12 protein-coding genes are annotated in these 13317 nt (G+C 66.1%); 2 read left to right on the top strand and 10 right to left on the bottom strand.

All coding sequences use genetic code 11. The features are described 5' to 3' along the window. Positions 1–378: a GtrA family protein gene (locus DSM104440_RS11950; RefSeq protein ID WP_171162904.1), complete on the top strand. Its 378-nt coding sequence runs from the start codon at positions 1–3 to the stop codon at positions 376–378. Between the two features lie 10 nt (positions 379–388). Next, positions 389–1150: a glycosyltransferase family 2 protein gene (locus DSM104440_RS11955; RefSeq protein ID WP_171162906.1), complete on the top strand. Its 762-nt coding sequence runs from the start codon at positions 389–391 to the stop codon at positions 1148–1150. 68 nt (positions 1151–1218) lie between these two features. Here the strand turns inward: DSM104440_RS11955 and DSM104440_RS11960 are convergent, their stop codons facing one another. The 10 genes from DSM104440_RS11960 to gyrA all read right to left on the bottom strand — a co-directional run bounded on the left by DSM104440_RS11960 (position 1219) and on the right by gyrA (position 13305). Further along, positions 1219–1506, bottom strand: coding sequence for an integration host factor subunit beta (locus tag DSM104440_RS11960; protein ID WP_076020728.1), 288 nt, complete (start codon positions 1504–1506; stop codon positions 1219–1221). A gap of 31 nt (positions 1507–1537) precedes the next feature. Next, the gene (rpsA, locus tag DSM104440_RS11965; protein ID WP_171162908.1) at positions 1538–3256 is read right to left on the bottom strand and encodes a 30S ribosomal protein S1; all 1719 of its coding nucleotides are present in this window, start codon (positions 3254–3256) and stop codon (positions 1538–1540) included. A gap of 128 nt (positions 3257–3384) precedes the next feature. After that, positions 3385–4056 carry a (d)CMP kinase gene (cmk, locus tag DSM104440_RS11970; RefSeq protein ID WP_171162910.1) on the bottom strand — a complete coding sequence of 224 codons (672 nt, stop codon included), beginning with the start codon at positions 4054–4056 and terminating at the stop codon, positions 3385–3387. Beyond that, complete coding sequence (gene aroA / locus DSM104440_RS11975; RefSeq protein ID WP_171162912.1) at positions 4053–5366, bottom strand: 3-phosphoshikimate 1-carboxyvinyltransferase; 1314 nt, start codon at positions 5364–5366, stop codon at positions 4053–4055. The genes cmk and aroA overlap by 4 nt, the downstream gene beginning before the upstream one ends. Beyond that, complete coding sequence (locus tag DSM104440_RS11980; RefSeq protein WP_171162913.1) at positions 5363–6253, bottom strand: prephenate dehydrogenase; 891 nt, start codon at positions 6251–6253, stop codon at positions 5363–5365. The genes aroA and DSM104440_RS11980 overlap by 4 nt, the downstream gene beginning before the upstream one ends. Before the next feature lie 10 nt (positions 6254–6263). Next, entirely contained in the window at positions 6264–7367 is a 1104-nt protein-coding gene (hisC, locus tag DSM104440_RS11985) for a histidinol-phosphate transaminase (protein WP_171162916.1), read from the bottom strand. 18 nt (positions 7368–7385) lie between these two features. Beyond that, a complete protein-coding gene (pheA, locus tag DSM104440_RS11990; protein WP_171162918.1) occupies positions 7386–8453 on the bottom strand; it encodes a prephenate dehydratase in 1068 nt (355 codons plus the stop codon). Further along, positions 8450–9646 (bottom strand): phosphoglycerate dehydrogenase, encoded by a 1197-nt coding sequence (locus tag DSM104440_RS11995; protein ID WP_171162921.1) that lies wholly within the window; start codon positions 9644–9646, stop codon positions 8450–8452. The genes pheA and DSM104440_RS11995 overlap by 4 nt, the downstream gene beginning before the upstream one ends. Then, entirely contained in the window at positions 9639–10739 is a 1101-nt protein-coding gene (gene serC / locus DSM104440_RS12000) for a 3-phosphoserine/phosphohydroxythreonine transaminase (protein WP_171162922.1), read from the bottom strand. Before serC ends, DSM104440_RS11995 begins: the two co-directional genes overlap by 8 nt. Next, a complete protein-coding gene (gyrA, locus tag DSM104440_RS12005; protein WP_171162924.1) occupies positions 10726–13305 on the bottom strand; it encodes a DNA gyrase subunit A in 2580 nt (859 codons plus the stop codon). The genes serC and gyrA overlap by 14 nt, the downstream gene beginning before the upstream one ends. Positions 13306–13317 lie beyond the last annotated feature (12 nt).

Raw genomic sequence — 13317 nt, forward strand, 5'->3', positions numbered from 1 at the left:
GTGAGCCACGCGCGCTCGGTGATCTGGTACGTGATCGCCGGCGGCCTCGCGACGGCCTCGCACTATGCCACAACGATCTTCGCCGTCGAAGTCGTGAAGGTCTGGCCGGTCGCCGCATCGATGATGGGCTTCGCGGTGGGCGCGGTCGTGAAGTACGTCATGAACTATCGCGTCACGTTCCGCAGCTCCTCGCCGCATCGCGAGGCCCTGCCGCGCTTCGCGCTCTACCTCGCGGTGCTCTTCGTGCTCAACGCGATCGTGTTCTACCTGCTCAACGAGAGGGCAGGCTGGCACTACCTGCTTGCCCAGCTCTCCTCGACGATCCTGCTGATCCCGCCCGGCTACGTGATGGGCCGCTTCTGGGTGTTCCCGCGATGAGGCCGCAACCATGCTGAACGGCAAGCGTGTCGCGATCGTGATGCCGGCGTACCGCGCCGAACGCACGCTGCGCCAAACCGTGGAGGCGATCCCGCGCGAGGTCGCCGACGACCTCATCCTCGTCGACGACGCATCGCCCGACAACACCGCCGAAGTCGCCCGATCCCTCGGCCTGCACACGGTGATCCACGAGGCGAACCGCGGCTATGGCGGAAACCAGAAGACCTGCTACCGCGAGGCAATCGCGCGCGGCGCCGACATCGTCGTGATGCTCCACCCCGACTACCAGTACGAGCCGCGCCTCGCGACCGCGATGGCCTCGATGATTGCCTCGGGCGTCTACGACGTGGTCCTGGGTTCGCGCATCCTCGGCGGCACCGCGCTTCGCGGCGGCATGCCCGCGTGGAAGTACGTCGCCAACCGCCTGCTCACGGCCATCGAGAACCTCGCGCTCGGCTCGAAGCTCTCGGAGTTCCACACGGGCTACCGCGCGTATTCGCGCGAAGCCCTGCTCAAGTTGCCGCTGCTCGCCAATTCCGAGGACTTCGTCTTCGACAACCAGGTGATCGCGCAGTCGGTCGCGCTGGGCCTGCGCATCGGCGAGATCTCCTGCCCCACGTCGTACCACGACGACGCGAGCTCGATCAGTTTCCGCCGCTCGGTGAAGTACGGTTTCGGGGTGCTAGGCACCTCCGCGACGTTCCTCGCATGGCGGCTGGGCCTTGCGAAGCCGCGCATCTTCGATGATCGCGAGGAGCACCGGCTGAAATGAAAAGCGGGGGCTGAAATGAAAAGCGGACCCCAGGGGGCCCGCTTTGAGTACAACCGAGGCAATGCCGCTCAGCCCTCGTGGAAATCCACCCGTTCGCGAAGTTCCTTGCCCGCCTTGAAGTGCGGCACGTACTTGCGCGGTACCTGCACCTTCTCGCCGGTCTTGGGATTGCGCCCGACGCGCGGCGGCCTGTAGTTCAGGCCGAAGCTGCCGAACCCGCGAATCTCGATCCGGTTTCCCGAAGCGAGAGTGTGTGCCATGGCGTCGAGCATCGTCTTCACGGCCAGCTCGGCGTCCTTCGGTGCCAGCTGGCCATGACGCGCGCTCAGCAGCTCAATGAGCTGTGATTTGGTCATCGCCCGGGTTTCTCCCCTGGTAGTAATGGCCTTATTCCTTGTCCTTGCCCGTGAGCTTCGCCTTCAGCAGCGCGCCCAGGTTGGTTGTCCCCGACGATGCGGAGTTGGATTCGGAGGCATGCTTCTGGATCGCGGCGGCCTCTTCCTGGGCATCCTTCGCCTTGATCGACAACTGGATCGAACGGTTCTTGCGGTCCACGTTCACGATGACGGCCTCGACTTCCTGGCCTTCACGCAGGTGCGTGCGGACGTCTTCCACGCGATCGCGGGCGATCTCGGAAGCGCGCAGGTAGCCCTCGACTTCGCCGTCGAGCGTGATCACCGCGCCCTTCGATTCGATCGACTTCACGACACCGCGCACGATCGCGCCCTTGTCGTGACCGGTCACGTAGTTGCCGAACGGGTCGCCTTCGAGCTGCTTGATGCCGAGCGAAATGCGCTCGCGCTCGACGTCGATCGACAGGACCACGGTCTCGACTTCGTCGCCCTTCTTCAGGTTCTTCACGGCTTCTTCGCCGGTCGCCTGCCAGGAGAGGTCGGAAAGGTGCACGAGGCCGTCGATGTTGCCCGGCAGGCCGATGAACACGCCGAAGTCCGTGATGGACTTGATCGTGCCGCGGACCTTGTCGCCCTTCTTGTGGTTCATCGCGAACTCTTCCCAGGGATTCGGCATGCACTGCTTCATGCCCAGGGAGATGCGGCGGCGGTCTTCGTCGATCTCGAGGATCATGACCTCGACTTCGTCGCCGAGCGACACGACCTTGGCGGGATGGACGTTCTTGTTGGTCCAGTCCATCTCCGAGACGTGCACCAGGCCTTCGATGCCGGACTCGATCTCGACGAACGCGCCGTAGTCGGTGATGTTGGTGACCTTGCCGAAGAGGCGCGTGCCGTGCGGGTAGCGGCGGGAGATGCCGATCCACGGATCTTCACCCAGCTGCTTGAGACCCAGCGAGACGCGGTTCTTCTCGGCGTCGAACTTGAGGATCTTCGCGGTGACTTCGTCGCCCACCGACAGGACTTCCGTCGGGTGCTTGACGCGGCGCCATGCGAGGTCGGTGATGTGGAGCAGGCCGTCGATGCCACCGAGGTCCACGAACGCGCCGTAGTCGGTGATGTTCTTGACCACACCCTTCACGACCGCGCCTTCCTTCAGCGTCTCGAGCAGCTGCTGGCGCTCGACACCGGCGGTTTCTTCCATCACGGCGCGACGCGACACGACCACGTTGTTCCTCTTGCGGTCGAGCTTGATGACCTTGAACTCGAGTTCCTTGTTTTCGAAGTGCGACGTGTCCTTCACGGGGCGCAGGTCGACGAGCGAGCCCGGGAGGAACGCGCGGATGCCGTTCACCATGACGGTGAGGCCGCCCTTCACCTTGCCCGAGACCATGCCCTTGATGATCGTGCCGTTGTTCAGCGCGTCGTCGAGGCTGGTCCACGCGGCGAGCTTCTTGGCCTTGTCGCGCGAGAGCTTGGTGGCGCCGAAGCCGTCTTCGAGGGCTTCGATCGCGACGGAAACGAAATCGCCGACCTTGACTTCGAGTTCGCCACGGTCGTTCTTGAATTCTTCAGTGGAGATCGCGCTCTCGGACTTGAGGCCCGCGTTCACGATCACGACGTTCGGGTCGACGTTGACCACTTCTGCGGTGATCACTTCGCCGATGCGCATTTCCTGGCGCGTCAGGCTCTCCTCGAAAAGGGCTGCGAAGCTTTCGGGAGCGGGAGGGGGGGTGGTTGTTTGAGCCAGCATTGGAAGGAAACCTGCACTTTCGGTTGCACGGGACGAAACCCGCGAATTGATCTTCGCCAGGAAGTGGCGCTTTGCGCCTAACCCCCTGACACCTTTGGGCTTTTGCCCTTGACGCAACTGCTATTGCACTACGGTTCGCTTCGCTCCCGCCACCAGCCGAGGATCGTTGCCACGGCCGCATCGGCCGTCATCCCCGAGGTATCGAGAAAAAGCGCGTCGGAATAATGCCTTAGCGGAGCCACGGGGCGTGTTGCATCACGCTCGTCGCGGCGCCGCAGGTCCTCCACGACGTCCGGCATTTTTGCATACATTCCCTTTTCCATCAACTGCTTATGGCGCCGCTCGGCCCGTACGGGGAGTGCGGCGGTCAGGAACACTTTCAGGCGGGCCTCCGGAAACACGACCGAGCCCATGTCGCGGCCGTCGGCAACCAGCCCCGGAAGCCTCCTGAAACCCCTCTGGCGGGTCAGGAGCACGGTGCGCACCCGGGGGTAGGCCGCTACCTTCGACGCGGCAATCCCGGTCGCCTCGGAGCGCAGGTCCTCGCTGGCGTCGATCCCGTCGAGCCAGGCCTTGCCGTCGCGGAATTCGATCGTCATCGCGGCGCAAGTCTCGGCGAGGCGGCCTTCATCGTCGAGGGACAGGCCGGCGCGGGCGGCGGCGACCGCCACAAGCCGGTAGAGGGCGCCGCTGTCGAGGTAATGCCAGCCGAGCTCGCGAGCGACCCGCTCGGCCACCGTCCCCTTGCCAGAGGCCGAGGGCCCGTCGATCGCGATGACCGGAACCGGGGCCTCGCTCACGACACAAGCTTCGCGAACTGCGCGAAGTAATCCGGGAAGGTCTTCGCGACGCAGCCCGGATCGTTGATCACCACCGGCACCGGCCCGAAGGAGGCCAGCGAGAAGCACATCGCCATGCGGTGATCGTCATACGTATCGACGCTCACGGGCGCGGGCGTGGCGCTGCGCGGCGCGAGGAATCCGGGGGGCGGCGTAACAGCGATGAAGTCGGCGCCCTCCTCCACGGTCGCGCCGAACTTGCGCAGCTCCGCGGCCATCGCGGCGATGCGGTCGGTCTCCTTCACACGCCAGCTCGCGATGTTGCGCAGGCGGCACGGGCCCGTCGCGAACAAGGCGAGCACCGCCGCGGTCATGGCCGCGTCGGGAATGAGGTTCATGTCGAGGTCGAACGGCGCGAGCGGAAGGCTGCCTGCGGCTTCCATCGCATGCGCGCCCGTCGTCACGCGGCCGCCCATGGCGCGCAGCACGTCGGCAAAGTGCACATCGCCCTGGCGGCTGGTCGAACCGACGCCTTCCACGCGCAGGGGCCCGCCGCCCAGCACGCCGGCGGCGAGAAAGTAGGACGCCGAGGACGCGTCGCCTTCGACGTCGACGACGCCGGGTGAGGCGTACGACGAACCGGGCGCGATCGTGAAGGCACGCCACCCTTCGCGGCCCACGGTGACGCCGAACTGTTCGATGAGGCCGAGCGTGAGCTCGACATAGGGCTTGGAGATCAATTCGCCTTCGACTTCGATGCGCACGCCCGCCCCGCTCCACGGGAACGCGAGCAACAAGGCGGAGAGGAACTGGCTCGAGACATCGCCGCGAACGCGCACCACGCTCGATTCACGCGGCGAGCGCGCGTCGATCACGAGCGGAGGAAAGCCATCGTGACCCCGGTAATCGATGTTCGCGCCGGCCTGCCGCAGCGCGGTGACGAGATCGCCGATGGGCCGCTCGTGCATCCGCGGAACACCGGACAACTCGTAGCGGCCGTCGGCAAGTGCGAGTGCGGCGGTGAGCGGGCGGAACGCCGTGCCTGCGTTGCCGAGGAAAAGCTTCGCCGCTTTCACGGGGAACCCCTTCGCGCCGCCGATCCCGGTGATGCGATAGTGGCCTTCGTGCGATTCCACGCCCACGCCGAGCGCGCGCAACGCTTCGAGCATCACCCGCGTGTCGTCGGCTTGCAGAAGGGATCGGACTTCGGTGGTGCCGCGGGCGAGCGCAGCCAGGAGCAGCGTGCGGTTCGAGATGCTCTTCGAACCGGGAAGGCGCATCGTTCCGGCCGCCCGCCGGACCGCGGGGAGCGCAATGGCCGCCGTGCTCATTCCGAGGACGGGCTGCGCTTGCTGCCCGAGAGCCAGGCGTGGCGCGCGCTCCGCGCTTCGCGCATCAGGCGTTCGAGCGCGGGGCCGTCGCCCTTGTCGATCAGTTCGCGAAACACCGCGAGGCGCCCTTCATAGCGCTCGAGCTCGGCGAGCAAGGCATCGCGGTTCTGCAACGCGATGTCGCGCCACATCTCGGGCGAGCTGCCGGCGATGCGCGTGAAATCGCGGAAGCCGCCGGCGGCGAAGCTGAAAAGCTCGGAAGCATTATCGCGGCTGCCGAGCTCCGACACGAGCGCGAACGCGAGCAGGTGCGGCAGGTGGCTCACCGAAGCGAAGATCTCGTCGTGCTGCCGCGCGGTTGTCAGCGCAACGCGCGCGCCCACCGCTTCCCAGCACGTGCGCGCAAGGTCGACGGCATCGGCGTCCGTCTCTTCGCAAGGCGTGAGGACCACGCGCGCGCCGCGGAAGAGCTCCACCGTCGCCGATTCGACGCCGCTCGTTTCACGGCCCGCGATCGGATGCCCGGGCACGAAGCGCGGGAAGCGATCGCGCATTTCCTCGCGCGCCCGGCGGACGACTTCTTCCTTGGTGCTTCCCGCATCGGTGATCACCGCGGTGGGATCGATCGCCAGCGCGACATCGTGCAGGACGGTGGGAATCTGGCGCACGGGCACGGAAATGAAAACCAGGTCGGCGCCGCGCGCCGCGTCGGCCGCCGACTCGGCTGCCGTGTCGATCACGCCGAGCGCGGTCGCGCGTTCGAGGGCGGCGGCATCGCGGTCGGCCCCGACGATCGTCGCCACGCCGCCGGCGCGCCTGAGCGCGAGCGCGAACGAGCCGCCGATGAGGCCGACGCCGACGACCGCTACCGTCTTCAGGCGACGCATGGTCCGGGGATCAGGGAGCGGCGAGCGCCGCTTCCAGGCTGGCGAGGAACCGCGCGTTCTGCTCGGCAGTGCCGACCGTCACGCGCAGGTGCTCGGGCATGCCGTAGCCCGCGAGCGGTCGCACGATGACGCCGGCGGCCAGGAGCCGCTCGTAGATCTTCGCGGCCGCGCCCACGCGGATGGTGATGAAATTGGTACGCGACGGAATCACCTCGAGACCCAGGCGCGCCACACCGGCTCCGATCTGCACGAGGCCCGCGGCATTCACGCTGCGGCTCTTCTCGATGAAATCGAAGTCCTCCAGCGCGGCGCAGGCGGCGACCATCGCGAGCTGGTTCACGTTGAACGGTTGCCGGACGCGGTTCATGAGCTCCGCGACTTCCGGATGCGCGATGGCGAACCCGACGCGCAACCCCGCGAGGCCATAAGCCTTCGACAACGTGCGCGAGACGATGAGGTTCGGAAAACGCGCGATCCATTCGAGCGCGGGCGAGCGCAGTTCGGGCGGCAGGTACTCGCCGTAGGCCTCGTCGAGCACCACGAGCACGCGCGGGGACACGCGCTCGAGCAGCGAGCGCAGGTCGTTCCAGGGCGTGAACGTCCCCGTCGGATTGTTGGGGTTCGCCACGAAGAGCATCTTCGTATCGGGACGCACGGCAGCGACGAGCGCATCGATGTCGGTCTCGAAGCCGCGCGTGGGCACCTCGATCGAGCGTGCGCCGATCGCCTGCGTGACCAGCGGGTAGACCATGAATGCGTGGCGCGCGAACACGACCGAATCGTCGCGCGTGAGGAACGAGCGCGCGGAAAGCTCCAGCACGTCGTTCGAGCCGTTGCCCAGCACCAGGTTCTCGGGCTTCACGCCGAAGACCCGCGAGATCACGGCCTTGAGGTCGAAGCCGGCACCGTCGGGATAGTAGGCGAGCGTCTCGAGCGCGCCTCGCAGCGCGGCGATCGCCTTGGGCGAGGAGCCGAGCGGGTTCTCGTTCGAGGCCATCTTGAGGATGTCGGCCTCCTTCAACCCCAGCTCGCGGGCCGTCTCCGAAATGGGCTTGCCCGGAACATAGGGCGAGATCCCGCGCACGTTGGCCGGCGCGAGGTCCTTCATCGACATGGGTGGCGTTCCTTCCATCTACAGGACGGCCGCCGGGTACGAGCCCAGCACCTTCATGTAGCCGGCAATGCGTTGGACTTCCTCGAGCGCGGCGGCCACGTTCGCGTCGGTGCGATGACCTTCGATGTCGACGAAGAAGAGGTAATCCCACAGCGCGACCCGCGAGGGACGCGACTCGAATTTGGTCATCGAGACACCGCGCGTGGCAAAAGGCGTGAGCATTTCGTACACGGCGCCGGCGCGGTTGCGCGCCGAGAGCACGAGCGAGGTCTTGTCGCGACCGCACGGCGTGGGCTCGTAGTCGCCGAGAATGAGGAAGCGCGTCGTGTTGTTGGGCTCGTCCTCGATGTTCGAGGCGAGGATCGTGTGGCCGTAGTGCTCGGCGGCCATGTCCCCTGCCACCGCGGCGGCGTTCACTTCGTCGGCGGCGCGGCGCGCGGCCTCCGCATTGCTCGACACCGCGATGCGCTCGGCATCGGGAATGTTCGTGTTCAGCCACTCGTGGCACTGCGCCAGCGATTGGCTGTGGGAGAACACGCGGCGCACGCTCGCGAAGTCCTTCGCCGACTTGGACATGAGGTGATGGTGGATCCGCAGGACCACCTCGCCGCAGACTTTCATCGGCGTATTGGGCATGAGGTCGAGCGAGCGGCCCACCGCCCCTTCCGTGGAATTTTCCACGGGCACGATGCCGAAATCGGCGGCGCGCGCTTCGACTTCGCGGAATACTTCGTCGATCGATGGCGCGGCAACGGCGTCCGCCGCCAGTCCAAAGTGCTTCTTCGCCGCGGCCTCGCTGAACGTGCCCTTGGGACCGAGGTACGCGACCGAGATCGGCCGCTCGAGCGCGAGGCAGGCCGACATGATTTCGCGGAAGAGGTACGCCACCGTCTCGTCGGCGAGCGGGCCCGCGTTCGCACCCTTGATTCGCGTAAGCACCTTGGCTTCGCGCTCGGGCCGGTAGGCGTGGCCCACCTTGAGCGTGCCGATGGTGCGCGCGAGTTTCGCGCGCTCGTTCAATGCCGCGAGGATGCGATCGTCGATCGCATCGATGGATTCGCGCAGTCGGTCGAGTTCGCTGCTCATGAGCCAATAAGCGGAATGGGCCGGATCGAGAGGACGCCGTTGATGCGGGCGATGCGCTGCACCACTTCGGCGGAGGCTGCGCTGTCGAGATCGACCAGCGTGTACGCCATCTCACCCTTCGACTTGTTGACCATGTTGTGGATGTTGAGGCCGGCTTGAGCCATCGTAGTCGAAATCTGTCCGAGCATGTTGGGCACGTTCGCGTTCGCGATCGCGATGCGATGCGGCGATTCGCGCGCCATCTCCACCGCCGGGAAGTTCACCGCGTTGGCGATCGTGCCGTGCTCGAGGAACGCGCGCAATTGCTCGGCCACCATCACCGCGCAGTTTTCCTCGGCCTCCTCCGTGGAGGCACCCAGGTGCGGAAAGGTGACGACGCCCGGATGGCCCTGCAGCGCAGGGCTCGGGAAATCGCACACGTAGCCGCGCATCCGCTTTTCCGCGAGCGACTCGAGCACCGCGGCCTCGTCGACCACGGCATCGCGCGAGAAGTTGAGGAGCACGAGACCCTTGCGCGCTCCGGCGAGCCGCGCCGCGTCGACGAGGTGGCGCGTCTTCGCGTTGAGCGGCACGTGCAGCGTGAGGAAATCGGAGGACTTGAAGACTTCCTCGATGGAGGCGGCGCGGCGCACCGACGCCGGCAGTCGCCAGGCGTTGTCCACGGTGATCTCGGGGTCGTACCCCACGACCTTCATGCCCATGCGGATCGCCGTGTCGGCCACGAGCCCGCCGATGGCGCCCAGGCCGATCACGCCGAGCGTGCGGCCCGGCAGCTCGAATCCCGCGAACTGTTTCTTGCCGTCCTCGACGCGCTTGTCGAAGTCGTCGCCGGGCGCGAGCGATTGCGCGAAGCCCGCGGCCGGAACGAGGTTGCGCGCCGCAAGAAGCATCGCGGCGAGCACGAGTTCCTTCACGGCATTGGCGTTTGCGCCGGGCGCGTTGAAGACCGGAATGCCGCGCCGGGTCATCTCCTCGACCGGAATGTTGTTGACGCCCGCACCGGCGCGGCCAATGGCCTTCACGCTGGCCGGAATTTCCGCGAGCTGCAGCGAATGGGAGCGAAGCAGGATCGCGTCGGGGTCGGCCAGCGCCTTGCCGATGGCGAAGTGCGAGGCCGACAGGCGCTCGAGGCCCCGCGCGGAAATGGCGTTGTAGGTCGCGACGCGATAGGCGGCCGCCGCCGCCTCAGGCATGGGCGCGCGCGAACTCTTGCATGAACGCGACCAGCGCCTCGACGCCCTCGACCGGCATCGCGTTGTAGATCGAGGCGCGCATGCCGCCGACCGAGCGATGGCCCTTGAGCTGCGAGAGCCCGCGCGCCTCGGCGAGCTCGAGGAATTTCGCGTCGTGCTTGTCGTCGCGCAGGCGGAACGGCACGTTCATCAGCGAGCGGTCCTCGCGATCGACCGGATTGGAATAGAAGTCCTGGCCGTCGAGGTAGTCGTAGAGAAGCGCGGCCTTGTGCGCGTTCACCTTCGCGATCCCTTCGAGCCCGCCGCGCGCGAGCAGCCAGTCAAAGGTGAGCCCCGCGAGGTACACGGAGAATGTCGGCGGCGTGTTGAGCATCGAGTCCGCATCGGACTGGAGCTTGTAGTTCATGACGTTCGGCGTGCCGGCCACGACCTCGCCCAGCAGGTCGGCCCGCGCGATCACCAGCACGAGGCCCGCGGGACCGATGTTCTTCTGCGCACCGGCATAGATGAGGCCGTACTTCGACACGTCGAGCGGCTTCGAAAGGATGTGCGAGGACATGTCGGCCACGAGCGGAACGTCGCCCGTCTCCGGCGTCCAATGGAACTCGACACCGCCGATCGTTTCATTGGAACAGTAGTGGACGTAAGCCGCGTCCTTCGAAAGCTTCCACGTCGATTGCTTCGGCGCGTAGGTGAAGTTACGGTCCTCGCTCGAAGCCGCGACGTTCACTTCGCAGAACTTCTTCGCTTCCGAGATGGCCTTCTTCGACCATTCGCCGGTGTTCACGTAGTCGGCCTTCTTCTTGCCGCGCAGGAGATTCATCGGCACGCCGGCGAACTGCAGCGTCGCTCCACCCTGCAGGAAGAGCACCTCGTGGGTGGCCGGAACGGCAAGGAGCTTGCGCAGCTTCGCCTCGGCTTGCGCGGCGATCGCCACGAACTCGGTGCCGCGGTGGCTCATCTCCATCACGGAGAGGCCAGCCTGGTGCCAGTTCACGAGCTCGGCTTGCGCCCGCTCGAGCACCTCCACCGGCATCGTCGCCGGTCCAGCGCCGAAGTTGTAGATGCGCTGCGCGCCGCTAGGCCGGTCCATGGCCGTTCCCGTTCCCGTTGCCATTCTCTTCCTCGTCCCGGTCCATGATGTTCTGCAGGCCCGAGAGCTTCTCGCCATCGCCCAGGTTGATGAGCGTGACGCCCTGGGTCGAGCGGCCCATCTCGCGGATCTCCTTCACGCGCGTACGGATCAGCACGCCGCCCGAAGTGATGAGCATGATCTCGTCGTCGGTGGACACGAGCGTGGCGGCAACCACCTTGCCGTTCCTCTCGGAAGTCTGGATCGCGATCATTCCCTGTGTGCCGCGGCCATGGCGCGTGTATTCGGCGATCGGCGTGCGCTTGCCGAAGCCGTTCTCGGTCGCCGTGAGCACGCTCTGCTGCTCGTTCTCGGCCACCAGCATCGCGATCACCTTGCCACCCTTGGAGAGGTTCATGCCGCGAACGCCGCGGGCACCCCGGCCCATCGGGCGGACGTCGTTCTCGTCGAAGCGCACGGCCTTGCCCTCGTCGTTGAAGAGCATCACGTCGTGCTTGCCGTCGGTGAGCGCGACGCCGATGAGGCAATCGCCCTCATCGAGGTCGACCGCGATGATTCCCGAGGGACGCGGACGCGAGTACTCGGAGAGCGTGGTCTTCTTCACGACACCTTCTTGCGTGGCGAAGAATACATAGCGGTCCTCGACGAACTCCTTCACCGGGAGGATCGCGTTGATGCGCTCGTCCTCGTCCATCTTGAGCAGGTTCACGATCGGCTTGCCGCGGCTCGTGCGGCTGCCCTGCGGCACTTCGTAGACCTTGATCCAGTAGACCTTGCCCTTGTTGGAGAAGCACAGCACGTAGTCGTGCGTGTTCGCCATGAAGAGCTTCTCGATGAAGTCGTCTTCCTTCGTGGTCGCCGCCTGCTTGCCGCGGCCGCCGCGCTTCTGCGCGCGGTATTCATCGAGCGGCTGGCTCTTCACGTAGCCGGCGTGCGAAAGCGTCACCACGACGTCTTCGGATGCGATGAGGTCCTCGATCTTGATGTCCAGGCCGCTCACCACGATTTCGCTGCGGCGCTTGTCGCCGAACTCGCGCTTCACCTCGGCGAGCTCGTCACCGATGATCTGCGAGACGCGCTCGGGCTTGGCGAGGATGTCGAGGAGGTCCTCGATCGTCGCGATGACTTCGCGATACTCGGACAGGAGCTTGTCCTGCTCGAGGCCCGTGAGGCGCTGCAGCTGCATCTCGAGGATCTTCTGGGCCTGCGGCTCCGAGAGGCGGTAACCCTTCTCGGTCGCGCCGAATTCGCGCGGCAGGCTTTCGGGCCGGTATTGGTCGGCGGAAGCGCGCGCGAGCATCTCCTTCACGAGCGACGACTGCCAGAGCTTCGCGACCAGTTGTTCCTTGGCAACCGCGGGCGTGGGCGCCGCCTTGATGAGGGCGATCACCTCGTCCACGTTCGACAACGCGACGGCAAGGCCTTCGAGCACGTGGCCGCGATCGCGGGCCTTGCGCAGGTTGAAGACCGTGCGGCGCGTGACGACTTCGCGCCGATGGCGCAGGAACGCATCGAGGAACTGCTTGAGGTTCAGCAGCTTCGGCTGGCCGTCGACGAGCGCGACCATGTTCATGCCGAAGGTTTCCTGCAGCTGCGTGAGCTTGTAGAGGTTGTTGAGCACGATCTCGGCGACTTCGCCGCGCTTCAACTCGATCACCGCGCGCATGCCCGACTTGTCGGATTCATCGCGCAGGTCCGAGATGCCCTCGAGCCGCTTCTCGCGCACCAGCTCGCCGATCTTGATGAGCAGCTGCGCCTTGTTCACCTGGTACGGGAGCTCGTCGATGATGATCGCCTGCCGCCCGCCCTTGTCCATGTCCTCGATGTGGGTGCGCGCGCGCATGACCACGCGCCCGCGTCCCGTGCGGTAGCCCTGCTTCACTTCGTCGAGGCCATAGATGATGCCGGCGGTCGGGAAGTCGGGCGATTGCACGATCTTGATGAGCTCCTCGATGTCGATCGACGGATCCTTCAGGGTCGCGAGGCACGCGTCGATCACTTCACCCAGGTTGTGCGGCGGGATGTTGGTGGCCATGCCGACCGCGATGCCCGACGAGCCGTTCACGAGCAGGTTCGGGAACCTCGCGGGGAGGACCGACGGCTCCATCTCCTTGCCGTCGTAGTTGGGCACGAAATCGACCGTCTCGAGGTCGATGTCGGCGAGCAACTCCGAGGAAATCTTCTGGAGGCGGCACTCCGTGTACCGGTAGGCCGCGGCCGAATCGCCGTCGATCGAGCCGAAGTTGCCCTGGCCATCGACCAGCATGTAGCGCATGGAGAATTCCTGCGCCATGCGCACGAGCGATTCGTAGGTCGCCGAGTCGCCGTGGGGGTGGTACTTGCCGAGCACGTCACCGACAACCCGGGCGCACTTCACGTAGGGCCGGTTGTGGACGTTATTGGCCTCCTGCATCGCAAAGAGGATTCGGCGGTGGACGGGCTTGAGGCCGTCGCGGACATCAGGAAGGGCGCGGCCGACGATGACGCTCATCGCGTAGTCCAGGTAGGACCGGCGCATCTCCTGCTCGAGGCTGATGGGGTGGGTTTCTTTGGCGAACTGTTCCATGTGTGCTGGGTG

It is taken from the genome of Usitatibacter palustris, from assembly GCF_013003985.1.
GTDB lineage: Bacteria > Pseudomonadota > Gammaproteobacteria > Burkholderiales > Usitatibacteraceae > Usitatibacter > Usitatibacter palustris.

Excerpts from the sequence above, each read along its gene's own strand:
- DSM104440_RS11995 (WP_171162921.1), bottom strand. The coding sequence starts at position 9,646 with ATGCCTGAGGCGGCGGCGGCCGCCTATCGCGTCGCGACCTACAACGCC.
- DSM104440_RS11955 (WP_171162906.1), top strand. The coding sequence starts at position 389 with ATGCTGAACGGCAAGCGTGTCGCGATCGTGATGCCGGCGTACCGCGCC.
- aroA (WP_171162912.1), bottom strand. The coding sequence starts at position 5,366 with ATGAGCACGGCGGCCATTGCGCTCCCCGCGGTCCGGCGGGCGGCCGGA.
- pheA (WP_171162918.1), bottom strand. The coding sequence starts at position 8,453 with ATGAGCAGCGAACTCGACCGACTGCGCGAATCCATCGATGCGATCGAC.
- DSM104440_RS11980 (WP_171162913.1), bottom strand. The coding sequence starts at position 6,253 with ATGCGTCGCCTGAAGACGGTAGCGGTCGTCGGCGTCGGCCTCATCGGC.
- hisC (WP_171162916.1), bottom strand. The coding sequence starts at position 7,367 with ATGTCGATGAAGGACCTCGCGCCGGCCAACGTGCGCGGGATCTCGCCC.
- serC (WP_171162922.1), bottom strand. The coding sequence starts at position 10,739 with ATGGACCGGCCTAGCGGCGCGCAGCGCATCTACAACTTCGGCGCTGGA.
- gyrA (WP_171162924.1), bottom strand. The coding sequence starts at position 13,305 with ATGGAACAGTTCGCCAAAGAAACCCACCCCATCAGCCTCGAGCAGGAG.
- rpsA (WP_171162908.1), bottom strand. The coding sequence starts at position 3,256 with ATGCTGGCTCAAACAACCACCCCCCCTCCCGCTCCCGAAAGCTTCGCA.
- DSM104440_RS11960 (WP_076020728.1), bottom strand. The coding sequence starts at position 1,506 with ATGACCAAATCACAGCTCATTGAGCTGCTGAGCGCGCGTCATGGCCAG.